At 62.0% G+C, this 22,773-nt stretch carries 22 protein-coding genes; 10 read left to right on the top strand and 12 right to left on the bottom strand.

The features are described 5' to 3' along the window. Positions 1-105: 105 nt before the first annotated feature. Positions 106-921, top strand: a complete 816-nt coding sequence (locus tag AC1RBR_RS10365; RefSeq protein WP_103369280.1) for a gamma-carboxygeranoyl-CoA hydratase — start codon at positions 106-108, stop codon at positions 919-921. Continuing rightward, a complete protein-coding gene (locus AC1RBR_RS10360) occupies positions 921-2,870 on the top strand; it encodes an acetyl/propionyl/methylcrotonyl-CoA carboxylase subunit alpha (RefSeq protein WP_492564201.1) in 1,950 nt (649 codons plus the stop codon). Before AC1RBR_RS10365 ends, AC1RBR_RS10360 begins: the two co-directional genes overlap by 1 nt. A 39-nt stretch (positions 2,871-2,909) precedes the next feature. Here the strand turns inward: AC1RBR_RS10360 and AC1RBR_RS10355 are convergent, their stop codons facing one another. Beyond that, entirely contained in the window at positions 2,910-3,569 is a 660-nt protein-coding gene (locus AC1RBR_RS10355) for a LexA family protein (protein WP_115985596.1), read from the bottom strand. Between the two features lie 131 nt (positions 3,570-3,700). Here AC1RBR_RS10355 and AC1RBR_RS10350 point away from each other — a divergent pair, with 131 nt between their 5' ends. Beyond that, positions 3,701-4,039, top strand: a complete 339-nt coding sequence (locus tag AC1RBR_RS10350; protein WP_027614617.1) for a DUF6124 family protein — start codon at positions 3,701-3,703, stop codon at positions 4,037-4,039. Positions 4,040-4,266: 227 nt separating this feature from the next. Here the strand turns inward: AC1RBR_RS10350 and AC1RBR_RS10345 are convergent, their stop codons facing one another. Then, positions 4,267-4,422, bottom strand: coding sequence for a hypothetical protein (locus tag AC1RBR_RS10345; RefSeq protein ID WP_443532315.1), 156 nt, complete (start codon positions 4,420-4,422; stop codon positions 4,267-4,269). 96 nt (positions 4,423-4,518) lie between these two features. Between AC1RBR_RS10345 and AC1RBR_RS10340 the strand changes: the two genes are divergently transcribed. After that, positions 4,519-5,670, top strand: coding sequence for a M14 family metallopeptidase (locus AC1RBR_RS10340; RefSeq protein ID WP_492564198.1), 1,152 nt, complete (start codon positions 4,519-4,521; stop codon positions 5,668-5,670). A gap of 149 nt (positions 5,671-5,819) precedes the next feature. After that, complete coding sequence (locus AC1RBR_RS10335; RefSeq protein WP_492564196.1) at positions 5,820-7,019, top strand: MFS transporter; 1,200 nt, start codon at positions 5,820-5,822, stop codon at positions 7,017-7,019. Here AC1RBR_RS10335 and AC1RBR_RS10330 read toward each other — a convergent pair. Next, positions 7,016-7,561, bottom strand: a complete 546-nt coding sequence (locus AC1RBR_RS10330) for a cytochrome b (RefSeq protein WP_492564194.1) — start codon at positions 7,559-7,561, stop codon at positions 7,016-7,018. The two genes, AC1RBR_RS10335 and AC1RBR_RS10330, sit on opposite strands and share 4 nt — an antisense overlap. After that, a complete protein-coding gene (locus tag AC1RBR_RS10325) occupies positions 7,558-8,652 on the bottom strand; it encodes a catalase family peroxidase (RefSeq protein ID WP_492564192.1) in 1,095 nt (364 codons plus the stop codon). Before AC1RBR_RS10325 ends, AC1RBR_RS10330 begins: the two co-directional genes overlap by 4 nt. 157 nt (positions 8,653-8,809) lie before the next feature. On the opposite strand from AC1RBR_RS10325, the gene AC1RBR_RS10320 reads away from it, so the two are divergent. Both AC1RBR_RS10320 and AC1RBR_RS10315 read left to right on the top strand, forming a co-directional pair. Then, positions 8,810-9,316: an RNA polymerase sigma factor gene (locus AC1RBR_RS10320; RefSeq protein ID WP_492564190.1), complete on the top strand. Its 507-nt coding sequence runs from the start codon at positions 8,810-8,812 to the stop codon at positions 9,314-9,316. Continuing rightward, positions 9,313-10,068 carry an anti-sigma factor family protein gene (locus tag AC1RBR_RS10315; protein ID WP_492564188.1) on the top strand — a complete coding sequence of 252 codons (756 nt, stop codon included), beginning with the start codon at positions 9,313-9,315 and terminating at the stop codon, positions 10,066-10,068. Before AC1RBR_RS10320 ends, AC1RBR_RS10315 begins: the two co-directional genes overlap by 4 nt. 125 nt (positions 10,069-10,193) lie before the next feature. On the opposite strand, the gene AC1RBR_RS10310 is transcribed toward AC1RBR_RS10315, so the two are convergent. From AC1RBR_RS10310 to AC1RBR_RS10280, 7 genes are all read right to left on the bottom strand, one after another. Beyond that, a complete protein-coding gene (locus AC1RBR_RS10310) occupies positions 10,194-11,165 on the bottom strand; it encodes a Csu type fimbrial protein (RefSeq protein ID WP_492567226.1) in 972 nt (323 codons plus the stop codon). Next, positions 11,162-13,519 carry a fimbria/pilus outer membrane usher protein gene (locus tag AC1RBR_RS10305; protein WP_492564187.1) on the bottom strand — a complete coding sequence of 786 codons (2,358 nt, stop codon included), beginning with the start codon at positions 13,517-13,519 and terminating at the stop codon, positions 11,162-11,164. Before AC1RBR_RS10305 ends, AC1RBR_RS10310 begins: the two co-directional genes overlap by 4 nt. A 245-nt stretch (positions 13,520-13,764) precedes the next feature. Beyond that, entirely contained in the window at positions 13,765-14,553 is a 789-nt protein-coding gene (locus AC1RBR_RS10300) for a fimbrial biogenesis chaperone (protein WP_492564185.1), read from the bottom strand. A gap of 33 nt (positions 14,554-14,586) precedes the next feature. Next, positions 14,587-15,087, bottom strand: a complete 501-nt coding sequence (locus AC1RBR_RS10295; protein ID WP_492564183.1) for a Csu type fimbrial protein — start codon at positions 15,085-15,087, stop codon at positions 14,587-14,589. 4 nt (positions 15,088-15,091) lie between these two features. Then, positions 15,092-15,628 (bottom strand): Csu type fimbrial protein, encoded by a 537-nt coding sequence (locus AC1RBR_RS10290; RefSeq protein WP_098968110.1) that lies wholly within the window; start codon positions 15,626-15,628, stop codon positions 15,092-15,094. Between the two features lie 20 nt (positions 15,629-15,648). Continuing rightward, the gene (locus tag AC1RBR_RS10285; protein ID WP_095138827.1) at positions 15,649-16,182 is read right to left on the bottom strand and encodes a Csu type fimbrial protein; all 534 of its coding nucleotides are present in this window, start codon (positions 16,180-16,182) and stop codon (positions 15,649-15,651) included. Between the two features lie 105 nt (positions 16,183-16,287). Continuing rightward, complete coding sequence (locus tag AC1RBR_RS10280) at positions 16,288-16,809, bottom strand: Csu type fimbrial protein (protein WP_492564180.1); 522 nt, start codon at positions 16,807-16,809, stop codon at positions 16,288-16,290. A 287-nt stretch (positions 16,810-17,096) separates the two neighbouring features. On the opposite strand from AC1RBR_RS10280, the gene zapE reads away from it, so the two are divergent. Continuing rightward, positions 17,097-18,218 (top strand): cell division protein ZapE, encoded by a 1,122-nt coding sequence (zapE, locus tag AC1RBR_RS10275; RefSeq protein WP_492564178.1) that lies wholly within the window; start codon positions 17,097-17,099, stop codon positions 18,216-18,218. 214 nt (positions 18,219-18,432) lie between these two features. Continuing rightward, positions 18,433-19,746 carry a protein kinase gene (locus tag AC1RBR_RS10270; RefSeq protein ID WP_492564176.1) on the top strand — a complete coding sequence of 438 codons (1,314 nt, stop codon included), beginning with the start codon at positions 18,433-18,435 and terminating at the stop codon, positions 19,744-19,746. 123 nt (positions 19,747-19,869) lie between these two features. On the opposite strand, the gene AC1RBR_RS10265 is transcribed toward AC1RBR_RS10270, so the two are convergent. Next, positions 19,870-20,574: a YebC/PmpR family DNA-binding transcriptional regulator gene (locus tag AC1RBR_RS10265; protein ID WP_027614601.1), complete on the bottom strand. Its 705-nt coding sequence runs from the start codon at positions 20,572-20,574 to the stop codon at positions 19,870-19,872. Positions 20,575-20,793: 219 nt separating this feature from the next. On the opposite strand from AC1RBR_RS10265, the gene AC1RBR_RS10260 reads away from it, so the two are divergent. Beyond that, a complete protein-coding gene (locus AC1RBR_RS10260) occupies positions 20,794-22,179 on the top strand; it encodes a type VI secretion system Vgr family protein (RefSeq protein ID WP_492564174.1) in 1,386 nt (461 codons plus the stop codon). The last annotated feature ends 594 nt before the right edge of the window (positions 22,180-22,773 follow it).

Raw genomic sequence — 22,773 nt, 5'->3', positions numbered from 1 at the left:
GGGAGCGGGCTTGTGTGGCGAGGGAGCTTGCTCCCGTTCGATTGCGCAGCAATCGTAATCCAGGCGCACAGGCAGCTCCCACAAGAACCGTGGAGACGGATAAATATGAGCGACTTCAACACCCTCGAACTGCACAACGACCCACGGGGTTTCGCCACCCTGTGGCTCAACCGTGCGGAAAAGAACAACGCGTTCAACGCCGAGATGATCCGCGAGCTGATTCTGGCATTGGACAAGGTTGCCAGCGACGCCAGCCTGCGTTTCCTGTTGGTGCGCGGGCGTGGCAGACACTTCAGCGCCGGCGCCGATCTGGCGTGGATGCAGCAGTCAGCCGAACTCGATTACCACACCAATCTGGACGACGCCCGCGAATTGGCGGAGCTGATGTATAACCTCGCCAAGCTGAAAATCCCGACCGTGGCAGTGGTGCAAGGCGCGGCGTTCGGCGGCGCGCTAGGCCTGATCAGTTGCTGCGACATGGCGATCGGCGCCGATGACGCGCAATTCTGTCTGTCGGAAGTGCGCATCGGCCTGGCGCCGGCGGTGATCAGTCCGTTCGTGGTGCAGGCCATCGGCGAACGTGCGGCGCGTCGGTATGCGCTGACCGCCGAGCGCTTCGGCGGGCAGCGTGCGCGGGAAATCGGTTTGTTGTCCGAGAGCTACCCGGCCGCCGAGCTTGATCAAGCCGTCGAGCAATGGATCGACAATCTGCTGCTCAACAGTCCCGCCGCGATGCGCGCCAGCAAGGATCTGCTGCGCGAAGTCGGCAACGGCGCACTGACCCCAGCTCTGCGCCGCTATACCGAAAACGCCATCGCGCGCATCCGCGTCAGCCCTGAAGGCCAAGAGGGCTTGCGCGCCTTTCTGCAAAAACGTCCGCCAAGCTGGCAAGCCGCATCCACCACCAAGGAGCCGCGTTGATGAGCGCACCTGTTCTCACCACCCTGCTGGTGGCTAACCGTGGCGAAATCGCTTGCCGGGTGATGCGTACCGCCAAGGCGTTGGGCCTGACCACCGTCGCCGTGCACAGTGCCACCGACCGTGAAGCGCGCCACAGCCGCGAAGCGGATATCCGCGTTGATCTCGGTGGCAGCAAAGCCGCTGACAGTTATCTGCAAATCGACAAGCTGATCGCAGCGGCCAAGGCCAGCGGCGCGCAGGCGATTCACCCGGGTTACGGCTTTCTGTCGGAGAACGCCAGCTTCGCTCGCGCCATTGAACAGGCCGGGCTGATATTCCTCGGCCCGCCTGCCTCGGCCATTGACGCGATGGGCAGCAAATCTGCGGCCAAGGCCTTGATGGAAACCGCCGGTGTGCCACTGGTGCCGGGCTATCACGGCGAGGTGCAAGATCTCGAAACCTTCCGCGATGCCTGCGCACGCATTGGTTATCCGGTGCTGCTCAAGGCCACTGCCGGAGGCGGCGGCAAAGGCATGAAAGTCGTCGAGGACGTCAGCCAACTGGCCGAAGCGCTGGCCTCGGCGCAGCGTGAAGCGCAGTCGTCGTTCGGCGATTCGCGGATGCTGGTGGAGAAATACCTGCTCAAACCGCGTCACGTGGAAATCCAGGTGTTCGCCGACCAGCACGGCAACTGCCTATACCTCAACGAGCGCGATTGCTCGATCCAGCGCCGGCACCAGAAGGTCGTCGAAGAAGCCCCGGCCCCGGGCCTGACCCCGGAACTGCGCCGCGCCATGGGCGAAGCGGCCGTGCGTTCGGCACAGGCAATCGGTTACGTCGGTGCCGGCACCGTGGAGTTTCTGCTCGATGCGCGCGGCGAGTTTTTCTTCATGGAGATGAACACGCGCCTGCAGGTCGAACACCCGGTCACCGAAGCGATCACCGGCCTCGATCTGGTGGCGTGGCAGATTCGTGTAGCGCGCGGTGAAGCGTTGCCAATCACCCAGGATCAGGTCCCGCTCAATGGCCATGCGATTGAGGTGCGCCTGTATGCCGAAGATCCGTCGAATGATTTCCTGCCGGCTACCGGTCGCCTGGATTTGTACCGTGAATCGGCTGAAGGACCTGGGCGTCGGGTCGATAGCGGCGTAGAAGAAGGCGATGAAATTTCGCCGTTCTACGACCCGATGCTCGGCAAGCTGATTGCCTGGGGCGAAGATCGAGAGCAGGCGCGCCTGCGGCTGTTGAGCATGCTCGATGAGTTCGCGATTGGCGGTTTGAAGACCAACATCAACTTTCTGCGGCGAATCATCGCGCATCCGGCGTTTGCCGCGGCAGAGCTGGATACCGGGTTTATTCCGCGTTATCAGGAAACGCTGCTGCCCGCTCCGGGTGAGTTGAGCGATAAGTTCTGGCAGACCGCAGCGCAGGCATTCGCGCAGAGTTTGCCGGGCGCTGTTCGGGCGGATGACCTTGGTTCGCCGTGGGCGTTGAACAGCGGGTTGCGCGCAGGGTTGCCGGCGGAAATTACCTTGCATTTGAGCTGTGAAGGTCAGGATCGGGCGTTGACCTTGAGCACCGCCGACAACGCCAAACTGACGGATGAAGCATTGGTCGTCGAGCACGATGGCGTGCGCCGAACCTTGCGTGCCATTCGTCAGGGCGATTCGCTGTACCTGCAATGGGACGGCGAGTTGCGGCGCATTCAGACTTACGATCCGATCAGCGCCGTAGACGCCAGCCACAGCCATCAGGGCGGTCTGACTGCGCCCATGAACGGCAGCATCGTGCGGGTGTTGGTGGAGGCCGGGCAATCGGTCGAGGCCGGTGCGCAACTGGTGGTGCTGGAGGCGATGAAGATGGAGCACAGCATTCGCGCGCCCCATGCGGGAGTGATCAAAGCGCTGTATTGCCAGGAAGGCGAAATGGTCGGCGAAGGCAGCGCTCTGGTTGAATTGAAAGCCGTGTAAATGGGAGATCGATCCTACGCCGAGCGAGGATCGATCTGACTAGAAACGCGCCGTAGCCTGAACCACCACGCCGATGATTCGACACTCCTCGGTGAACAGGGCTTTGGGCCAGGTCGGATTGAGCGGTACCAGGTAACGCTGGCCGCCCTCTTCGTCCAGTTTGCGGAAGATCGCTTCTTCGCTGTTCTGCCACTGGGCGATCACCAGTTTGCCGGGCACTGCTTCCACCTCCGGGTCCACCAGGATCAGCATGCCTTCGGCGATGCTCTGGCCGGTGGGTGCGGTCATCGAGTCCCCCGCCACCGTCAGCCAGAACGCTGCACCACGGGCGTGATAATCCGTCAGTTCGAAGCGCTGCTTGTCCTGCGCCGGGGCATAGCTCGTGGCTGCACTTTCGCGGGTTTCACACGAGGTGCGCCAATCGCTGACCGGGTAGCGGAAGTACGGGTTGTACTTCTGCGCCAGTGGCATCTCGTCATCCGTGGATTCCTGCGGCTCACGGATCACCAGCACGACTTCGAGGAAGTCCATGCCCAGCGCCTGCAACACGCGGTTCATTTGGGTGATGCCCGGTTCGCGACGTTTGTTCAGCCAATGGCCGATGCCGCCCTGGGACATGCCGACGCGCTCTCCGAGCTCTGTTTGAGTGATTTTGAGTTCACTCATTTTGGCCTTGACCAACTCAATCCATTTATCCATGTGCGGCACCTTACTTGCCCCGCCTTCGGCCAGCAAAACACATATTGTAGTATTTAAATTCTGGTCACAACTACGCATCGTACTATGCTGGAAGCACGGACTTTCAATCGAACAAGGAGTGACCCTTCACCATGAATATCAGCAGCAAAGACTTGCCCGATCTGCAAATGGACACCACGTTCACCTCCCCTCAAGGCAACGCGGCAGCGCAGCGGGCGCTGGATTATTACTTGAAACCAGCTGTTTCAGAACCCGAGGTCGAGGAGCGTTTTTTCAATGTGAAACGCCATCTCAGCGGCGAAGAAGCCCTGGTACATGCGTCGGATCTGTTGCGCTGTGCAGCAGCCACTGCCTTCAAGGCAGCCGAAAACCTGCAGGGTGCAAGCCGCGACCTTGCCTTTTCGGTGGTGCACATGGTGGATATGGCGCGGGCGATGGTCGACCATTCAATCGATGGCGAACAGCTCTGACGGACACGGGAAGCGGACGGACAGGAAAGAATTTTCCAATCGCGCAGATAAAAACATTTGACTTGCAAATGATAATGATTATTATTGCAAGCAGCTGGTCGCGAGATCAGTCGATGGACCAGAGACCTTAGGTCGGTCTTCTGGACTATCTCCTCATCAGGCTAATCACGGTTTTTGACCCGGCTTTTTGCCGGGTCTTTTTTTGCCCGTTTTTCGGGCTTATGGCTTCAGGCTAATGAAGACGTTGGTGTTGCAAATTCGATGGCGCGGATAATATCAAAAGAATATCGCTTGGCAAGCAAAGCCCGGCCCGATTGGGCCAAACTAATGACAATTAGCACTTGAGAATCAATCGCACACTCTCTAAGCTGCTTGCGCGTCATGGAAGACGCCCCCCACGCAGCCCGCAATTTCCCTCGGTTTCACCCCTGTCTTGCGTGTAAAGTAGCCGCCATAAAAATCATATTCAGGAACCGATTATGACCGTGGCCAAATCTTCGTTCGACATCAGCGCCAACTTCGACAGCGGCAACATTCAAGTCATCGACATCTCCAATCCGCTCAACCCGGTTCTGGCCATTCGCCCGGATACCCAGAGCGCTCACTTCCAGTGGTTCCACTTCAAGGCCAGCGGCCTGCATGTCCATCAGGAACACTGGTTTCGCCTGGTCAACGCCAGTCAATCCTCTTACAACAAGGCCTGGACTGGCTATCAGGCTGTCGCGTCCTACGACCACGTCAACTGGTTCCGTATTCCTACCAGCTTCGAAGGCGACAGCCTGCGCTTCTGCCTCGAAGCCGAGCAGACCCACGCCTGGTTCGCCTACTTCGAACCCTACAGCCGCGGTCGTCACGACTGGCTGATCGAGCAGGCGCTGAGCAAGGCCGGCACCGAGCTACTGGCTACCGGCAAAAGCGTCGAAGGTCGTGACATTCAACTGCTGCGCAAGGGCAGCGGCGCCGAAGGCCAGCGCAGAATCTGGATCATCGCGCAACAGCACCCGGGCGAGCACATGGCCGAATGGTTCATGGAAGGCGTGATCGAGCGCCTGGAACGCCACGACGACCCGGTGCTGAACAAGCTGCTGGCCAGCGCCGATCTGTATCTGGTGCCGAACATGAACCCGGACGGCGCATTCCACGGTCACCTGCGCACCAACGCCATGGGCCAGGATTTGAACCGCGCCTGGCAGAGCGCCAGTCAGGAAGTCAGCCCGGAGGTACTTTTCGTACAGCAGCAGATGGAAAAGTACGGCGTCGATCTGTTCCTCGACGTACACGGTGACGAAGAAATCCCCCACGTGTTCACCGCCGGTTGTGAAGGTAACCCGGGTTACACGCCGCGCATCGAGAAGCTCGAAGAGCATTTCCGCACGCACCTCAAGCACACCACCAAAGACTTCCAGACCAAGTATGGCTACACCCGCGACGAACCGGGCCAGGCCAACATGACCCTGGCCTGCAACGCGGTCGGTCAGAAGTACGACTGCCTGTCGCTGACCCTGGAAATGCCGTTCAAGGATCACGACGACCATCCGGACAAAGAAACGGGCTGGTCGGGCAAGCGCTCGAAACAGTTGGGCAAGGACGTGCTGACCACCATCGCCGACATGGTCGACACTCTGCGCTGATCCCTCCTCCGCTCCACCCAAAGATCGCAGCTGTTGGCTGCGATCTTTTTTTGCGCAATGAAATGCCACGACCAACAAGGTTGCAAATTAAAACCAAACTGCCTACCTTGATTCTGGTTTTAATTTGAAACCCAAAAAGGAATCAGGGCATGCAATCTCAACCCCTCAAAAGTAGTGTGGTGCTGCTGTTCGCCATCGCCTGTGGACTGGCGGTGGGCAACGTGTATTACGCGCAGCCGCTGCTGGACGCCATGGCCGAGGCCTTCGCCATGGCGCCGGCAACCATCGGCATCGTCATCACCCTGACGCAGATCGGATATGGCCTCGGTCTGGTGTTGCTGGTACCGCTAGGCGATTTGCTCAACCGCCGCCGGCTGATCGTCACCCAGACCCTGCTCTCGGCTGCTGCCCTGCTGATGATCGCGCTGGCCCCCGATAGCGCGTGGTTGCTGCTCGGCATGACCCTGACCGGTTTGCTCGCCGTGGTCACGCAGGTGCTGGTGGCCTACGCCGCGACCCTGGCGATCCCGGCGCAACGCGGCCGGGTGGTCGGCGTGGTCACCAGCGGCATCGTCGTCGGCATTCTGCTCGCCCGCACCATTGCCGGGGTCATGGCTGATCTGGCCGGTTGGCGGGCGATCTATCTGCTGTCGGCGGGGCTGACGCTGCTGATGGCGCTGCTGCTGTTGCGCGTATTGCCCAAGGATGAAGCCGCGCAGCCGGCGAGCGGTTACGGCGCGCTGATCGCATCGGTGTTCAGCCTGTTCAGGCAAGAGCCGGTGCTGCGGCAACGGGCGATTCTCGCGCTGCTGACCTTTGCCAGCGCCATGGTGCTGTGGACGCCGATGGTGCTGCCGCTGGCTGCCCCGCCACTGTCGCTGTCGCACAGTGAAATCGGCCTGTTCGGGTTGGCCGGCGCCGCCGGTGCACTCGCCGCCGCGCGCGCCGGACATCTGGCTGATCGCGGTCTGGGCCAATGGGTCAGCGGTCTGTCGCTGCTGCTGATGCTCGCCTCGTGGCTGCCGATCGCCCTCACCCAGTCCTCGCTGTGGGCGCTGTTGCTCGGCGTGATCACCCTCGATCTGGGCTTGCAGGCCGTGCACGTCACCAGCCAGAGCATGATCTACAGCGTGCGCCCCGAAGCGCAAAGCCGTCTCACCGCCGGCTACATGCTGTTCTATTCGATCGGCAGTGCATTGGGTTCGATTACGTCGACGGCGATGTACGCCTGGGGCGGCTGGACCGGCGTGTGTCTGCTCGGTGCCGCTATCAATGCGATGGCGCTGGGTTACTGGTGGCTGAACTTGAAAAATGGCGCACCCCAGCGGTGCGCCACCCAGGCGGGCTAGTCGCGATCACGACCGCGCAACATGCTGTCAAGGACCTCGTCGCGGCGCACCCAACCATGGAACAGCGCCGCCGCCAGGTGCAACAGCACGGTCAGGAACAACAGATACGCCAGATAGCCATGCGCCTTGCGCAGCAGGGCAAACACTTGCGCATCGGCCGGCAGGATCGACGGCAAGTGCAAGGTATTGCTGAGCATCACCGGCTCCCCCGACGCACTGATCATCGCCCAACCGAGCAGCGGCAGCACCAGCATCAACGCGTACAACAACACATGCGAGGCCTTGGCCGCCATCACCTGCCAGCCCGGCAGATCCGCCGGCAGCGGCGGCTGTCGAGTGGAAAACCGCACCAACAGGCGCACGACCACCAGCAGCAGAATCGCGATCCCCAACGGTTTGTGCAGATGAATCAGCCATTCATGCCGCTGTGAAACCGAAGTGACCATGCCGGCGCCGATGAACAACATGGCGATGATCATTACCGCCATTAGCCAGTGCAGCAGGCGCGCCAAGAGAGCGAAATGAGTCGGTTGCGTGCTCATGGGCGAGCCTCCTGTTTGGCGGCGGGCAATTGGCTGACTTCACTGGTACGCCGTAAATAAGAATCGGCGTAACCGGCGGAACGCGCCGCGAGCAGCGGGTCGTCGGAACCTTCGATACCGGCCGGCAGCACCAGCGGATCGTAGTTGATGTCACGGCATTCGCCGCTGAGCTGCGGCTGGGTCTTCTGCAGCACCAGCGTGCCGGCGTTGATCACCTTGCGGCCCTCGGGCCAGGTTTTGCTGGCGTCGTTCACCGGATCACCGGGGTTAGCCAAGGTGATGTTCAACTGCCAGCGCAACGGCCCTTCGGCCAGGCGCTGCACCAGATCCTTCTCGAGAAAATCCGCACCCTCCGGCGCCGAGGCTCCGGCGGCATCGCGCGCCAGTGGCGTGACACTCCAGCGCACCGCCTGCTTCTGCCCACTGGCGTTGACCAGATAGAACGCATTCACGCTGTTGTAGGTTTCAGTGGCATAGCTGGCCGACGGTTTGGCGGTCTTCACCCACGTCAGAAACGGCACGGCTTCCGAGTGCGCGGCAAAGAATGCCGGCACTTTCGACGGATCCGGTTTACCCGTGGCCGGGTCCGGCGACTGCGCCTGCTGCAATTGATAGAACGCCTCTGGAGTGCCGACCGGGAACACCGGCATGCTGTTCATCCCGGTGCGCCATTGCTGACCGTTGGCCTGGGTGAAACGCAGCGCCAGACTGCGGATCGGCACGCTGCTGTCCGGGGCGTAGGGATTCCCCGCCGGCAATGCGAAACGCCCGACCACCGGGGTTTGCGCCTCGTTGAACACCTGCGCCGAAGAAAACGCCCGCGCCTCGCCACTGCTCTCGAAATGCCCGATCACGCACACGCCCTTGGCGTGGTTGCGCCGGAACCCGGGATGCACGCCGTTGTTTTTCTCCAGCACATCGACCAGCGCCTTGGGCGTCAGACGTTGTGGGTCAAGGTTACCGTGCACGTAGGCAAACGCCCCGGCGACAGCGGCAACCACCACGGCAATCGCCGTCAGGCGCAACACTGTGCTCGCGGCACTCAAGGGCGGGCGCGACGGCCTGCCCGGCGGTGAAGTGCGATCAACCATGAATAACTCCAGGGCCATCGGCCACAAGTAGGAAGAATCAGCAAGACGCACCCCATCAGGATTTATTCCATAGCCCGGTATTTATTTTTCCGAACGTGGAATAACCTCGAACGGCAGACGTCTCCCTAGTCCACAGCGTAGTGACTAGCAGAAATTCATGAGCGAATTCGACGAACAGTTGAGAGAAATCATTCCCAGATTGCGCCGCTTTGCCGTGTCATTGACCCGCAACAGCAGCAGCGCCGACGATCTGGTGCAGGCCAGCCTCGAGCGGGCTTTGTCCGGCTGGGGTGCGAAACGCGCCGAGGGTGATGTGCGCGCGTGGCTGTTCGCGATTCTCTATCGGCAATTTCTCGACGCCCATCGGCGCTCGCGCCGTTATGCGCGGATGCTCGAATTTTTCACCGGGCGCGATGACGCCGAACCCTCGACCGAGCGCACCGTGATTGCCCAATCGACCCTGCAAGCCTTCGATCGCCTGCCCACCGAACAACGCGCGCTGTTGCTGATGGTCTCGGTCGAAGGCCTGAGCTACAAGGAAGTCGCGGACATCCTCGACGTCCCCACCGGCACCGTGATGTCGCGCCTGTCCCGCGCCCGCCAGGCCTTGCGCCAACTCAGCGACGGCGAAATCAGCAGCCCTTCCTTGCGGATACTCAAATGATCAGCATGCCCCCCAGCGAGCGCGACCTGCACGCGTACGTCGATCACCAACTCAGCGAAGCCGACCGGCGTCTGGTCGACACCTGGCTGACCACTCACCCGGAAGCCGCCGCGCAAGTGCGCGCCTGGCAGCACGACGCCCAGTTGTTGCGCGCAGCCTTGGGCGGTGCCTTGCAGCAACCGGCCAATCCAGAGCTCGATCCGGCACTGATTCGCCAGCGCCTCAAGCGTCAGTCGCGGCGCCACCTGGCCAGCGCGGCGGTGTTGCTGATCGCGGTCGGCATCGGCGGCTTCAGTGGCTGGCAGGCGCGGGAGATGACCCTCGTGCGCTCCTCCATGCTGCCGATGACCGATGCCTTGCAGGCCTATCGTTTGATCGCCCAGCAAGGGATTTTGCCGGCGGACTACAAAGTCGACACTGACGGCGATATGCAGCGTTGGCTCGACCGTTATTTCACCCAGGCCAGTCGCTTGCCGGATCTGAAATCCGCCGGCTTCGAACCGGTCAGCGGCCGCCTGCTCAGCACCGACGAAGGCCCGGCGGCGATGGTCATGTATGAGGATCGCAGCGGCCACAAGGTCAGTTTCTACGTGCGGCCACCGGGACCGAAGAACACCTTCCTGCCACGCGGTAGCCGCAGCGACGGTGATCTGCAGGCCGATTACTGGTCCGGCGGCGGGTACAACTATGCGATGGTCAGCCCGACGGACTCGCCGGCGGCGCAGCAACTGAGGCAATCACTGCCATTGTGAAAACTGCGCAAATACCCCTGTGGGAGCGGGCTTGCTCGCGAATATGGTGTGTCATTCAACAATGATGGTGGCTGGTCTACCGCTATCGCGAGCAAGCCCGCTCCCACAAGGGTTCATCGTATGAGTCAGAAACCTACGTCGAGCACCACATTGTCCAGGTACGTCCCCGCCGGCGGCGTGGTCTGGTCGGTGTAGATCTTCGCGTTGTAATTGAAAATCTGGCTCCCCGTGCCCAGCCCATTCCCCGGATTGACCTCCGCGTCAGTGCTCGACCGGCGCGCGCTGCCGACACTGCCCCACCGGGTGGTGCCGGCGCTTTTGAAGATGTCGTAGGCCAGATAGTTGCTCCCGGAAATCATCCGTCGTCGCCCGCCGACGCTGAGCGGGTTCTGCCCGTCGCTCAAACCGACGCTGTAGGCGCTGCCCTTGGTACAGGCCAGGTTGATCGTCTGCCCGGTCACCGGGGTAAAAGCGCTGATCACCGGTGCGCTGCCGAAGGCAATGTTCGGCGCGGTAATCGTGCAGTCGTTGGACACGGTCAAGTTCACGGTCAGCGTGGTGGTGCCGCTGGCAATATCGCGGCCGATGCAAATGGCGCCAATGCCAATGCCCGAGCAGTAATTCCAGTTCCAGAAAATGCTCAGGGTTTCCGTGTAGACCCCGGCGGCGACGTTGCTGCCAATGGTCGTGCCCAGATACAGCGGCACGGTTTTCGGGGTGGTGCCGTTGAGCAGCCCCAAGGCATCGATGATGCCGTTGCGGGCGAAGTCGAATGCGGTGCCACGGGTGACCGGGTAGCTGGTGCTGTTGTTAGCGTAGATCGTGTAGCCGATGACGTCGCCGGTCGGCCCGCGCAAGCCGCTCTGGGTCGAGGTGATGGTGGCGTAGAAATGGTCGTTGCTGGTCAGCAATGACAGCAATGAACCGGTACAACTCAACCCGGCGTTGAGGGTGGAACTGGGCTGCGTCGTGGTGCGCACGGCAATCGAACTGATTGAGCCGAACGCCGCCGCCGTGGTGCTCACCACCGAACACAAGGCCTGCGCTACCCCCGGCAGTAGCAGCGCCAGACACAGGCAGATCCGCGCCGCATTCACTGGCACACCAACGGGCCGATCAGCGGCACCTGGCTCTGCTGCATGTCCACTTCGAACTGCGTCCTGCAGGTCTTGCCGTCCGCCAACGTCACCAGCAACGCGTTCTGCGCCTGCAGGTTTTCCAGATAGACCAGCCCGTCCCAGCCGACCACCGTGCGCGCACCACTCTGCTCGTGCAACACGCCCGCGCCCAACGGCAGCTCGCGTTGCTGTGCATCCACCAGCACGATGCTCGCGGCGATCACCCGGGTCAGCGGAAACTCCAGCAAATAGCCGCTGCCACGACGCACGGCGATGCGCTGTTCTACGTTGGGGCTGCGCACGTTGGCCGGCAGATTCAGCGGATCGATTTCGTATTTGCCGCGGTAGTACGCGCTGCTCCACGGCACCAGCAAGTGGCCGTTTTTATCGGTCTGACCGACCTGCTGGTTTTCGTAGCGCACTGGAATATCGGCAAAACCCTCGGTGCTGACCACCACAAAAGCATCGTCGATGCGATTGGCCGCGAACACCTGGCGGTCCATCCACACCAGCGAACCACTGGCATCGGCCCAACGGGTTTCAGCCTCCGAAGTGCCATAAACACCGGCCTGCAATTGCACCGATTGCAGACGCCAGGTGACGTCGGCCTGGCGATAATCGGGGCCATCACCCTTGGCGTAACCCAGATTGAAACCGACCCCGCCCTCGGTCGGCACCGAGCGGCTGTAATTGACCCGCTGCTGACTCTGCCCGGTCTTGCTGCGCTCGCTGCTGATCGCCAGGCTGCCGCGCAGATCGAACGGAATCACCAGTTGCGCCTGCACCGCCCAGTTGCTGTCGCCGATCTCGCGATTGGCCGACAGATAAAAACTGCTGTTGCGCCACAATGGTTTGCTCCAGCTCAGGTTGAGCAACCGCGTGCGCGAATCGTCCGCCGCGCGCACGTCGAAGTAGCCAGCACCGAGGCTGCCCCAGCGTTCGAGGTTGACGCTCAGAGTCGCCTGCTCGCTGCGCCGGCTGAGGCTGATGTAAGGGCTGTCGATCACGCTGAGGTCGGCGTACTGATCACGGCGTTGCAGGCGCTGCCAGGAAAAACTGTAGCGTTGGCTGCTGTACTGATAACCGAGACTCAACTGCTCGCCGCCGTCGCCGTCGAATCGGCTCTGACTGATGGCGCTGTTGAGTACGCCGAAATTGCCCAGACGCCAATTGCCGCCGATCCCGCCGAGGGTCAGCGAGTCAGCCGCTTCGGCGTGGCTTTCCAGGGTGAAGCTGTCGCTGACACCGTAGCGCAGGCTGCCGGAGGTCACGCCAGGGCCATAGCTGAAGTCCTTCAAACCATAATCGCGGCGCAACGTACCGGCCGCCACCGAGAAATCACTCAGGCCTTTTTGCAGCAAACTGCTGGTGACATAGAACGGCACTGTGGTCGACACCTGCCGCCCCAGCGCATCAGTGGTCACCACCACTGCCTCCCCGGCGCCGTTGATGAACGGAATGTTGGTCAGGGTATACGGCCCCGGTTGCAGGTCGCCGCTGCTCGACTTGTAGCCGTTGATAAACAGATCAACCGACGACGGCACCGCGGCCTCACCGGCGAACTGCGGCAACGGATAGGTCACCAGATCCGGGCGCACCGCAAAATCCCGTGAGAACTGCACACCGCCCAGACGCACCGAATTGCTCCAGGGCAAGGCGCCACTGATCACGTCCCCGCCCTCGTAGGTGAGCATTCGCTCGTCGTCGGAGTAACGCCAGGTGGTGTCGTAGCGCAGGTAGCCGTTGTCCAGTGTGCTGACCGAATCGCCGGACAAGGTGCGCCGGTACTGCCCGGTGTTGGACAACGTGCCCCAGCTATCGAACAGCCGCACCTCGTTCCACGCCGCCAGATAAGTGCCGGCATCGTCGGTGTCGTTGAGGTACATGTCGTAGTTGAACAACGCGCCGAAACTGCTCAGCGCCGGGGTGCGCGGATAGTTCTCGCGATTACCGATGAACTGATCCGGCAGCCACTGCGGTGGCACCACCAGCAGCAGGCGCTGGCCGACACTGTCGTATTCGCTGTGCAGTCCAGGCAGGCCGTCGAGATCAACTTCAGCACCAGGATTGCCCGGCAATTTCATCCCGGTTTCAGCCAATACGCTGGCCGGCAAAAACAGATGCCCGTCACGCTGCTGCACCGCCACCACCCGCCCGGTGTTCATCTGATTGACCACCAGTTCCAGAAACAACTGTGCATCACTCACGGCCTCCATGCCGCTGGGCGGTGGCGGCAGTTCGCCGGCCTCAGATGGTTGCACGAACATCAGGCACCACGCGCCGGTCATGAGCCACAACGGACGCTGAATACGACGAGCCCATCCCGGGCTCATACACGCTTTGTGTCCGTCAATGGACTCGATCCTCCTGATGCCACTCTTGCCAAAGCCAGTTATCTTTCTCTGGGTTTTTGACGACCCGACGCAATCATTGTGGCGAGGGCGCTTGCTCCCGCTCGGCGGCGTGGCCGTCGTCAGAACTGTTGAAGCGGACTACCTGACACGGCTTGGGGCTGCTTCGCAACCCAGCGGGAGCAAGCTCCCTCGCCACCGTAATCATCTCGACACAGCGTCTTGTTTCAGCGTACCGGCGCAATGCTCTGCACCTGCGCCCCGCCATTGACCCGCACCTGCAACGCCGACTCACTGGCCAACGGCCCCGGTGCCGGCCAGCGCATCACTGCTCCCGGCAACACATAACCCAGCAAGCCCTCGGCCAATGGCTTGCTCTGCCCACCCTGTTTGATCACCACGTCGGTCAGCCGCGCATGCACCGCACCCTGATTGCGCACCTCGACATACGGCCGACCGTCCACCGCCACCGTGCGCCAGCTCAGTTGCGGCACACCGACACCTTTGGGATCCCGCGGGCGGGTGCTGTCCTCCTTGCTCCACAGCCCTGCACCGTAGGCAAACAAGGGCACCGAATAACGCATCTGAAAGCGGATCGCGGCTGCGGTTTTGCCGCCCTCGGCAACCGGTGGCTGGGCAGAAGGGATTTCGTCGATGATGATCCGGTAGGCCAGTTCCTGCCCCGGCGGCACATCCCTGGTCCGGGTCAGGCGCACCAGTTGTTTTTGCCCCGGCTCGATCTTCGCCACCGGCGGGCTGCCGATCACATCGCGCTGGTTCTGGTATTGCTCTGCAAAGCCACTCTGACTCCAGCCGAACACGCGGATCTGCAGGTTGGCGGTTTCCGTGCCGCGATTCTCCAGCCACAACGCACTGGCCTGTTGATCGGCCTCCAGCACCGGATCGATTGGCCAGATCAGCACCGAACTGGCGGCCTGTGCATGCCCGGCCCCCAGCATGACCAGCGCCAGCAACACCTGCTGCACAACCGAATGCCGTGAAGTAATTACCCCCATGAACCTGCTCCTTGTCAGCATTCAAACTTCGCCTCACCACGACAGCTGCACCTGCAACACGTCGCTGTACGTCCCCCCAGGCTGATTGCCCGGCAATTGCACCTGGCCGTAAATCGGCAGGCTGATGTTGTTCGCATCGCTATAGGCCACCGCCACGCTCTGGCCGATGCCCAGACTCTGGCTGTAAGCCGCATCGCGAAACAGCGCATACGCCACCCGCGCACTGCCGCTATTGATCTGCATATGCCGACCGCTGCTGTTGTACTGACCGCCATCGACCGTCATGTTCAGTGCCACCCCCGGCGTGCATTGCAACTGCACGCCGCCGGTCAATGCCACCTGCACCGTGCCGGTCGCGAGGGCTGAGCGTGAGCCGAAATTCAGCCCGCCGTAATTCGACACTCCGCCCATCACCAGACACCCCGGCGTGATGGTCGCGCTGACCTGAAAGCTCTGGCTGGTCGCCGCCCCCAGCGGCAGCGGCACACTGCCCGCACAGAGCAGGAGCAGCGCGGCGCAGCCCTGGCGGCGCATGGCATCAGAACGTCAGTTCGACAGCAACGGTGTCGGTGTACGTACCCGCCGGCAACCCGGCCTTGCCCACCGCCTGACCGTAGATATTCACCGTCTGCGCCACGCCAGTGCTGGTCGCCAGGTTGATCGTGCCGTCGATCGGCAGCAGCTGCGAATGCCCGGCATCGGTGTAGAAGTCGTATGGCACGTAGTTGGCGACACCGTCGTACAGCGCGCGAGCGCCACCCGGCGATTGCCCGTCGTGAGCACCCGCACGCACCTTGACCACCGGGGTCGTGCCGCTGGAGCAGAGAATCGACAGCGCCCCGCCACCACCGCCGAGCACTTGCCCACTGGCGGTGGTGAACAGACTGTTGGCGGTGCCGAAGTTCAGCGCACCGAAGTTCAGCCCGGTGGAACCACCGGCACCGTTGACCTGACAGCTGCTGATCAGGGTCAGGCTGGCGGTGATCTGGCCGGTGACCGTGGTGGCGGCGTTGGCACTGGAAACCAGCGTCAGGCCGAGCAACGACAAACCTATCCTTGATGCAAACTTGCGCATGGTGTCCTTCCTCTACGGGGTTACCAGTCGAGCGTCACCGTCAGCGTGTCGGTATAGACACCTGCCGGTACCGCGCGGGTATTCGCCACCACCGTGCCAAACACCGGAATCGGTATCTGCGCACCGCTGGTGACAGCGAAGTTGTGTTGTTGGCCAATGCTGTAGCGCTGGCTGCCGGAGGCATCCAGAAAGAGTTGATAAGGCAGGGTCTGGCGCCCGTTGCTCAGGCGGCGGGTGGTGCCGTCACCGTGGCTGCCGCCATCGATAGTGACGGTGAAACCGGTGACCGAGGGATTGCAGGCGACGTTCAGCTTGCCGCTACTGTCGCCGTCGAGACTGGCCTTGATCGGCGCAGTCCAGGTCGGCCCCTGCTGACCGAAATCGAGGGTACCCAGATTGCTCACCGGGATCGCAGGCGTGGCACTGTTGGTGACTTCGCACCCGGCGATCAGGATCAGCCGCGCATTGATCTGCCCACTGATTGCCGCCTGTGCGTCGTCAGCGAGCAACAGCATTGTCCCTGCGGCGATAACCATCCAGTGCTTGCCTGTCATTGCGTCCGCTCCTACTCCCTCAGGATGCCTGCGTACCTTGCGTTCTGCATTGAACGCCCCTTCCCTGCGCAATCCGCCTCCAGCGGATTGCCTGAAATCCTGCACTCACCAAGTCACGGTGACTTTCACCAGATCCGAATAGCGGCTGACCTGCGGCACTTGGGCCAGACGCTCGATCCGCGCGTACAGCGGCAGCTCCACAGTGCCGGTGTCCGGCACCCGACCGCTCACCGGTACGTCCACCACCAGCGGCACCCGGCGCGCCGCGTCCTGATACAGCCGATAAGGAATCGGCTGGCTCCCCGCCGCCCCCGCCATATAGCGAACCTCACCAACCCCGCCATGCAGGCCACCGTCGACCCGCAGCTGATACGGCGTGTCAGGGTTGCACTCCAGGCGTGGCAACCGTTGGTTGGTCAGCGCCGCTCCGAGTGGCCCGGCCGGGTCATCGAGACGCGCAGTACTGCCGAAATCCAGCACGCCCAATTGTTCGATACCCGCTTCGCGCTGCTGTCCGATCAACTGGCAACCACGCTGCACGTCAACGCGGACTTCGACCTGAAAATCCGCCGCATACACCGAGGTGCCCAGCACCCCGAGCAGGCCCACCACCACACGTGCAATCACTGTCCCATTTCCTTGTGAGGGAACATCCTGGATGACGTTGCTGTGTTTCAGGTTAGCAACGGTCGACGAATCCGCCAGTCGATTGGATCCATGGATCTGCCGGGATATGTTTCGAAAGTTTGGCAACACGGCGAATTACATCGCTGAAAATAGCTGTACGTCCCGCACAAATTTGTTCAGTGATCGCCCACAGTCGACGAGCCGCGATGGAGACGCGCGCCGCCTCTGGTTACACTACGGCGCCGCGCTCCCGGGCGTCGGCCTGATGACTACGGAGTGACTGCACTGTGCCCTTTCGATCGCCCAAACGATCGCCACTGACCCTACGCTGGTCGGCGCTGCGCCGCTGGTTCGCCAAGGGCCGGCCCGCGAATGCCGGGCATGACGCGAATGCCCAGTCGATCCGCGAATACTTCCGGCACAAGGCTCACGGCCAGGGTTACACCCTCAGCCACAGCCAGCAGCGGGTGATCGACTGCATGGCGCAGCAGGCCAGCCTGTTGTTCGGCGCCAAGCCGCAAACGCCGCCGAGCCTGTACCTGCATGGCGCGGTCGGACGCGGCAAGAGCTGGCTGCTCGACGGTTTTTTCCAGGCCCTGCCGACCGCGCAGAAACAGCGCGTGCACTTCCATGAATTCTTTGCCCGGCTGCATCAGGGGATGTTCCACCATCGCGAACAGGACGACGCTCTCGGCGTCACCCTCGACGAGCTGTTAGATGATTGCCGGGTACTGTGTTTCGACGAATTTCATGTGCATGACATCGGCGATGCGATGCTCATCACTCGGCTGTTCAAGGCCTTGTTTCAGCGCGGAATTCTGCTGCTGGTGACCTCCAACTATCCGCCGGAAGGCTTGCTGCCCAATCCGCTCTATCACGCACGCTTCAAACCGGTGATCGAATTGATCAACGCCCGAATGCAAGTGATGGAAGTCGGCGGCCCGCACGATTACCGCAGCCAGGCGAGCAACCATGCGCATCAGGTTTTCACGCAGGGCCACTATGTGTGGCCAGCCACCGCAACCCAGCGCCAGACCCTGAACCTGCCGCCCGAAGGTGCCCCGGTCATTGCGTTACCAGTGGGCAGCCGACACGTTCAGGCGCGCCTGTGCGATGGCAGCCGCGTCGCTTTCACCTTCAACGATGTGTGCGAGCAACCGACGGCGGTAATGGATTACCTGGAGCTGTGTCGGCGTTTCGACCAGTGGATCATCGACGACCTGCCGGAACTCGGTGAGTGCTCGATCGCTGCACAACAGCGCTTCATCAACCTGGTCGACGTGCTCTACGACCAGGACAAACACCTGACCCTGCTCAGCCGCTTGCCACTGCGTGAAGCGCTAGGCGGCAATGCCATCGACCTGGCCCGCACCCGCAGTCGCCTGGGGCAGTTGCAGGAAATCCACTGACAACTCGGATCCCCTGTGGGAGCGGGCTTGCTCGCGAAGGCGGAGTGTCAGCCGACGCAAATGTCGACTGACATACCCCTTTCGCGAGCAAGCCCGCTCCCACAGGGTTTCTGGTGTTCGCGAGGGTCAGATCAATGCAAACCCTGGCTTTGCCGTTATCATGTCGCCCGTTTCGAGCGCCCGACGCTTCTTTCTTTTGATAGTGAACATCCCCATGCACACCCTTGCTCAATTGCGCGCCGGCGAGTTGTCGGGCATTACCCGGCTGGATCTGTCTTGCGGACTGACCGAGTTTCCCCGGGAGATTTTCGAGCTGGCCGATACGCTGGAGGTGCTCAACCTCAGCGGCAACACCTTGAGCAGCTTGCCGGACGACCTGCATCGCCTGACCAGGATGCGCATTCTGTTCTGCTCGGACAACCGCTTCACCGAAGTGCCGGAATGCGTCGGCCAATGTACAGCGCTGACGATGATCGGCTTCAAGGCCAACCGCATCAGCCACGTGCCGGGCGCCGCACTGCCGCCGCTGTTGCGCTGGTTGATCCTGACCGACAACTGCATCGAAACCTTGCCGAACGAATTGGGCGAGCGCCCTTATCTGCAAAAACTGCTGCTGGCCGGAAATCGCCTGCAAGCGCTGCCCGCCTCCATGAGCCAATGCCATCGCCTCGAGCTGATCCGCATCGCCGCCAACCAGATGCGTGAACTGCCGCAGTGGCTGCTGACCCTGCCGAGCCTGACCTGGCTGGCGTACGCCGGTAATCCGCTGGAAACCGAGGCCGATGCCGCCGCGCTGGAAGCCACGCCGCTGATCGACTGGTCGGCGCTGCGTCTGGAACAGCGCCTGGGCGAAGGCGCCTCGGGGGTGATTTCCCGGGCGCAGTGGCAGCGCGACGACGGCTCGCAGGTGCCGGTCGCGGTGAAGCTCTATAAAGGTGAAATGACCAGCGACGGTTCGCCGCTGCACGAGATGAACGCCTGCATCACCGCCGGACTGCACCCGAACCTGATCCGCGTCGAAGGCCGTATTCACAAGCATCCCGATGGTCAACAGGGGTTGGTGATGCAACTGATCGACCCAAGCTTTCGCAATCTGGCGGCATTACCGAGCCTGGCGAGCTGCTCGCGGGATGTGTATGCCGAGGATTGCCGCTTCAGTGCCGAAGTGGCACTGAACATTGCCCGAGGCATCGCTTCGGCGGCCGAACACTTGCATCAACAGGGCATCACCCACGGCGACCTCTACGGCCACAACATTCTATTGAACGATCAGGGTGATTGCTTGCTCGGGGATTTCGGCGCGGCGTCGTTCCATGCCACCACCGATACCCTGGAAACCCGGGCGCTGCAACGCCTCGAAGTGCGGGCGTTCGGGGTTCTGCTCGGGGAATTGCTGGCGCGCATCGACTCGGGGTTGAGCGATGAAAGACGCGAAGTGCTGGAAGCGCTGCAACAGCGTTGCTGTCAGCCAGATGTGCTGGCGCGGCCGGGGTTCAGCGAAGTGATTGAGGTGCTGGAAACGCTGTAACTGACGCAAATCCTGTGGCGAGGGAGCTTGCTCCCGCTGGACGGCAAAGCCGTCCCAAAAACAACGACTGCTGCGCAGCCGAGCGGGAGCAAGCTCCCTCGCCACAGTTATCTTTGCAACAGATCAGCCCGCCAGACCGACAAACATGTCCTGCACGTCATCGTGGTTGTCGAGGCCTTCGAGGAACGCCTCGACTTCAGCCATCTGCTCGGCGCTCAGGCCGCTGACCGGGTTCTTCGGCTGGTAACCGAGTTTGGCCGACAGCACGGTAAAACCTTGCTCAGGCAGGGCTTTCTGCACAGCGTCGAGGTCGGTCGGATCGGTCAGGAACAGGGTCGCGCCCTCTTCGCCCGGCTCGAAGTCCTGAGCACCGGCCTCGATCGCGGCCATTTCCGGATCGGCGTCCGGAGTGTCCGGCGAGGCTTCGATCATGCCGACGTGGTTGAAGTCCCAGGCCACCGAACCGGAAGCGCCCAGCTGGCCCTTGCGGAACGCCACGCGAATTTCCGCGACGGTGCGGTTGATGTTGTCGGTGACGCACTCGACGATCAACGGAACCTGGTGCGGCGCGAAACCTTCGTACGTCACACGGTGGTACTGCACGGTTTCGCCCAGCAGGCCGGCGCCTTTCTTGATGGCGCGGTCCAGGGTTTCCTTGGGCATCGAGGCTTTCTTGGCCTGTTCGACCACCAGACGCAGGTGTGCGTTGGTGGCGGTATCGGCACCGTTGCGGGCAGCGATGGTGATTTCTTTCACCAGTTTGCCGAAGATCTTGCCCTTGGCGTTGGCTGCCGCTTCTTTGTGTTTAACCTTCCACTGTGCGCCCATTACTCACTCTCTTGATCTGTGGCGCCGAGACATCTATTGGCCGACGCGTGGCGCCAAGTTTATACGGCCTAAAGTCGGCAATCGACCAAAAAAATCATTGTTGAATCGACATCTTCACCACGACTTGTAGGGCGATTCTGAAAAGCCCACCAGCCATGACCATTCGTGCTCGCGTTTTCGTACCCTCTGCCGTCCGTATTGCCCACAGAGCCCGTACGAATGCTCAATGACAAGGAAAGCCCGTTCACCCTGACCCTGACCGACGGCCCGCTGTGCCTGCCGGTCTTGCGTTTCAGTGGCAAGGAAGCACTCAATCAGCCGTTTCGCTTCGAAATCGAAGTGATCGGTCTGGCGCCGGCATTGTCCCCTGGCAGTCTGCTGCATCAACCGGCGTTCCTGCGCCTGGGCGCCGATCACGGGATTCACGGTCTGATCCACAGCGTCAGTTGCGAGCATCGCGCCAGCCACCGCATCGGCTACCGGCTGATCCTCGTCCCGCTGCTGCTGAGTCTGGACCAGCCGCCCCGGCGCCGGGTCTTCGTGCAAACGAGCGTGCCGGCGATCCTCGCGCAATTGCTCGGCGAATATGAATTGCCGGCGGACAGTTACCGGATCGAAATGAGCGTCGGCCAATACCCGCCGCGGCCCTTTTGCATCCAGTACGAAGAAAGTGACCTGGCCTTCGTGCAACGGCTGTGTGAGGAGGAAGGCATCCATTATCACTTCGAACATCACCCGAACGGGCATGTGCTGGTGTTTGCCGATGACAACCTCAGTCTGCCGCAGGAACCATTGCCGGTACCGTTTGGCATCACCGACGACACGCCGTCACCGCGTGTCAGCACGCTGTTTCAGCGCCATGACGCGCCACCCTTGATGGCCGCGCACGGCATTCGCAACCGTGGACAAGAGGCCATCGCCGCCGACGCAGCCAATCATCCCGTGCCCCCGCTCACGCCGCAGAACCTGTCGGGGGAACAGCGTCACGCCGAACAACGCAGCCGTCGCCATCTGCAGCGCCAGCGCTGTCAGTCGCGCTCGATCCGCGGCACCTGCGATTGCAGCGCGTTGCGCAGCGGGCATCTGTTGCAGATCAGCGAACATCCGATCAATGCCTTCAATGAACAATGGCTGATCACCGAGCTGCACCATCAAGGCCAGCATCCCTCGATCCTCGATCCGACAACGGATGTGCATCGCTATCGAAACGACTTCACTGCCCTGCCCTGGTCAAACGATTTTCGCCCGCCACTGGCACAGCCGCGCCCGAACATCGGCGGCTACCACCTGGCACAAGTGCTGGGATCGCCCGGCCAGCCCGCACAACTGGATGATCGCGGGCGCATCGGCGTCAACCTCTGGCCGGCGCAGACAACTGAGTCTGCATGCCTGTGGCTGCCAATCGCACTGACCGGCGCCGGCCGGCTCGCCACCCACCAGTTGCCCCGCGCCGGCAGTGAGGTGTGGGTCAGCTTCCTCGACAGCGACCCGGATCGCCCGATTCTGTGCCTCGCCAACCCACGCCCTGCGCCACCGAGTGAAACACCACCACCGCGCGACAGCAGCCTGTTGCTCGATTGGCTGCTGCACGGTGCCGATCCTTAAGTGCCGCAGACATTGGCATTGAGTACACCTGGAAGAAACTGGGTGGTTGTGAGGTCGCTATCGCTGGCAAGCCAGCTCCCACAGTTGGATTGGGTGTGGGCTGTTGGAGGTGGGTCGGCTCGCAGGCCGCCTTCGCGAGCAAGCCCGCTCCCACAGTGGATTGGGTGTGGGCAGTTGGAGATTGGTCGGCTCGTAGGCCGCCATCGCTGGCAAGCCAGCTCCCACAGTGGATTGGTTGTGGGCAGTTAGAGATTGGTTGGTTGTGAGGTCGCTATCGCGAGCAGGCTCACTCCTACAGTTGGATTGGGTGTGGGCAGTTAGAGATTGGTCGGCTCGTAGGCCGCCATCGCCGGCAGGCCAGCTCCCACAGAAGCGCAAGAGCCGAACGCATGCTTTTCACCACTCAAATGGCCGAGTGTCAGCTCGCCGAAAGCTCTTGATCTTGCCGTGCCGGCCCCATCGGCAGGCTGAGTGGAGGGATTCATCCGGGGGTGGGAGCGCAGCGACCGTTCGACGAAGTCGAACACATCGAGAGGAGGTGCAGCGAAGCAAACCGGAGGCGATGCCCCCGGATGAACACCGTAACGAAGGAAC

This window comes from Pseudomonas sp. GW823-FHT01D03 (genome assembly GCF_058798255.1).
Note: the sequence above shows the minus strand (reverse complement) of the source record. Positions and strands in the feature narration are given on the sequence as shown.

Bases quoted from the DNA above. Each gene is read 5' to 3' on its own strand.
- AC1RBR_RS10365 (WP_103369280.1), top strand. From the start codon at position 106: ATGAGCGACTTCAACACCCTCGAACTGCACAACGACCCACGGGGTTTC.
- AC1RBR_RS10360 (WP_492564201.1), top strand. From the start codon at position 921: ATGAGCGCACCTGTTCTCACCACCCTGCTGGTGGCTAACCGTGGCGAA.
- AC1RBR_RS10355 (WP_115985596.1), bottom strand. From the start codon at position 3,569: ATGGATAAATGGATTGAGTTGGTCAAGGCCAAAATGAGTGAACTCAAA.
- AC1RBR_RS10350 (WP_027614617.1), top strand. From the start codon at position 3,701: ATGAATATCAGCAGCAAAGACTTGCCCGATCTGCAAATGGACACCACG.
- AC1RBR_RS10345 (WP_443532315.1), bottom strand. From the start codon at position 4,422: ATGACGCGCAAGCAGCTTAGAGAGTGTGCGATTGATTCTCAAGTGCTA.
- AC1RBR_RS10340 (WP_492564198.1), top strand. From the start codon at position 4,519: ATGACCGTGGCCAAATCTTCGTTCGACATCAGCGCCAACTTCGACAGC.
- AC1RBR_RS10335 (WP_492564196.1), top strand. From the start codon at position 5,820: ATGCAATCTCAACCCCTCAAAAGTAGTGTGGTGCTGCTGTTCGCCATC.
- AC1RBR_RS10330 (WP_492564194.1), bottom strand. From the start codon at position 7,561: ATGAGCACGCAACCGACTCATTTCGCTCTCTTGGCGCGCCTGCTGCAC.
- AC1RBR_RS10325 (WP_492564192.1), bottom strand. From the start codon at position 8,652: ATGGTTGATCGCACTTCACCGCCGGGCAGGCCGTCGCGCCCGCCCTTG.
- AC1RBR_RS10320 (WP_492564190.1), top strand. From the start codon at position 8,810: ATGAGCGAATTCGACGAACAGTTGAGAGAAATCATTCCCAGATTGCGC.
- AC1RBR_RS10315 (WP_492564188.1), top strand. From the start codon at position 9,313: ATGATCAGCATGCCCCCCAGCGAGCGCGACCTGCACGCGTACGTCGAT.
- AC1RBR_RS10305 (WP_492564187.1), bottom strand. From the start codon at position 13,519: ATGAGCCCGGGATGGGCTCGTCGTATTCAGCGTCCGTTGTGGCTCATG.
- AC1RBR_RS10300 (WP_492564185.1), bottom strand. From the start codon at position 14,553: ATGGGGGTAATTACTTCACGGCATTCGGTTGTGCAGCAGGTGTTGCTG.
- AC1RBR_RS10295 (WP_492564183.1), bottom strand. From the start codon at position 15,087: ATGCGCCGCCAGGGCTGCGCCGCGCTGCTCCTGCTCTGTGCGGGCAGT.
- AC1RBR_RS10290 (WP_098968110.1), bottom strand. From the start codon at position 15,628: ATGCGCAAGTTTGCATCAAGGATAGGTTTGTCGTTGCTCGGCCTGACG.
- AC1RBR_RS10285 (WP_095138827.1), bottom strand. From the start codon at position 16,182: ATGACAGGCAAGCACTGGATGGTTATCGCCGCAGGGACAATGCTGTTG.
- AC1RBR_RS10270 (WP_492564176.1), top strand. From the start codon at position 18,433: ATGCACACCCTTGCTCAATTGCGCGCCGGCGAGTTGTCGGGCATTACC.
- AC1RBR_RS10265 (WP_027614601.1), bottom strand. From the start codon at position 20,574: ATGGGCGCACAGTGGAAGGTTAAACACAAAGAAGCGGCAGCCAACGCC.
- AC1RBR_RS10260 (WP_492564174.1), top strand. From the start codon at position 20,794: ATGCTCAATGACAAGGAAAGCCCGTTCACCCTGACCCTGACCGACGGC.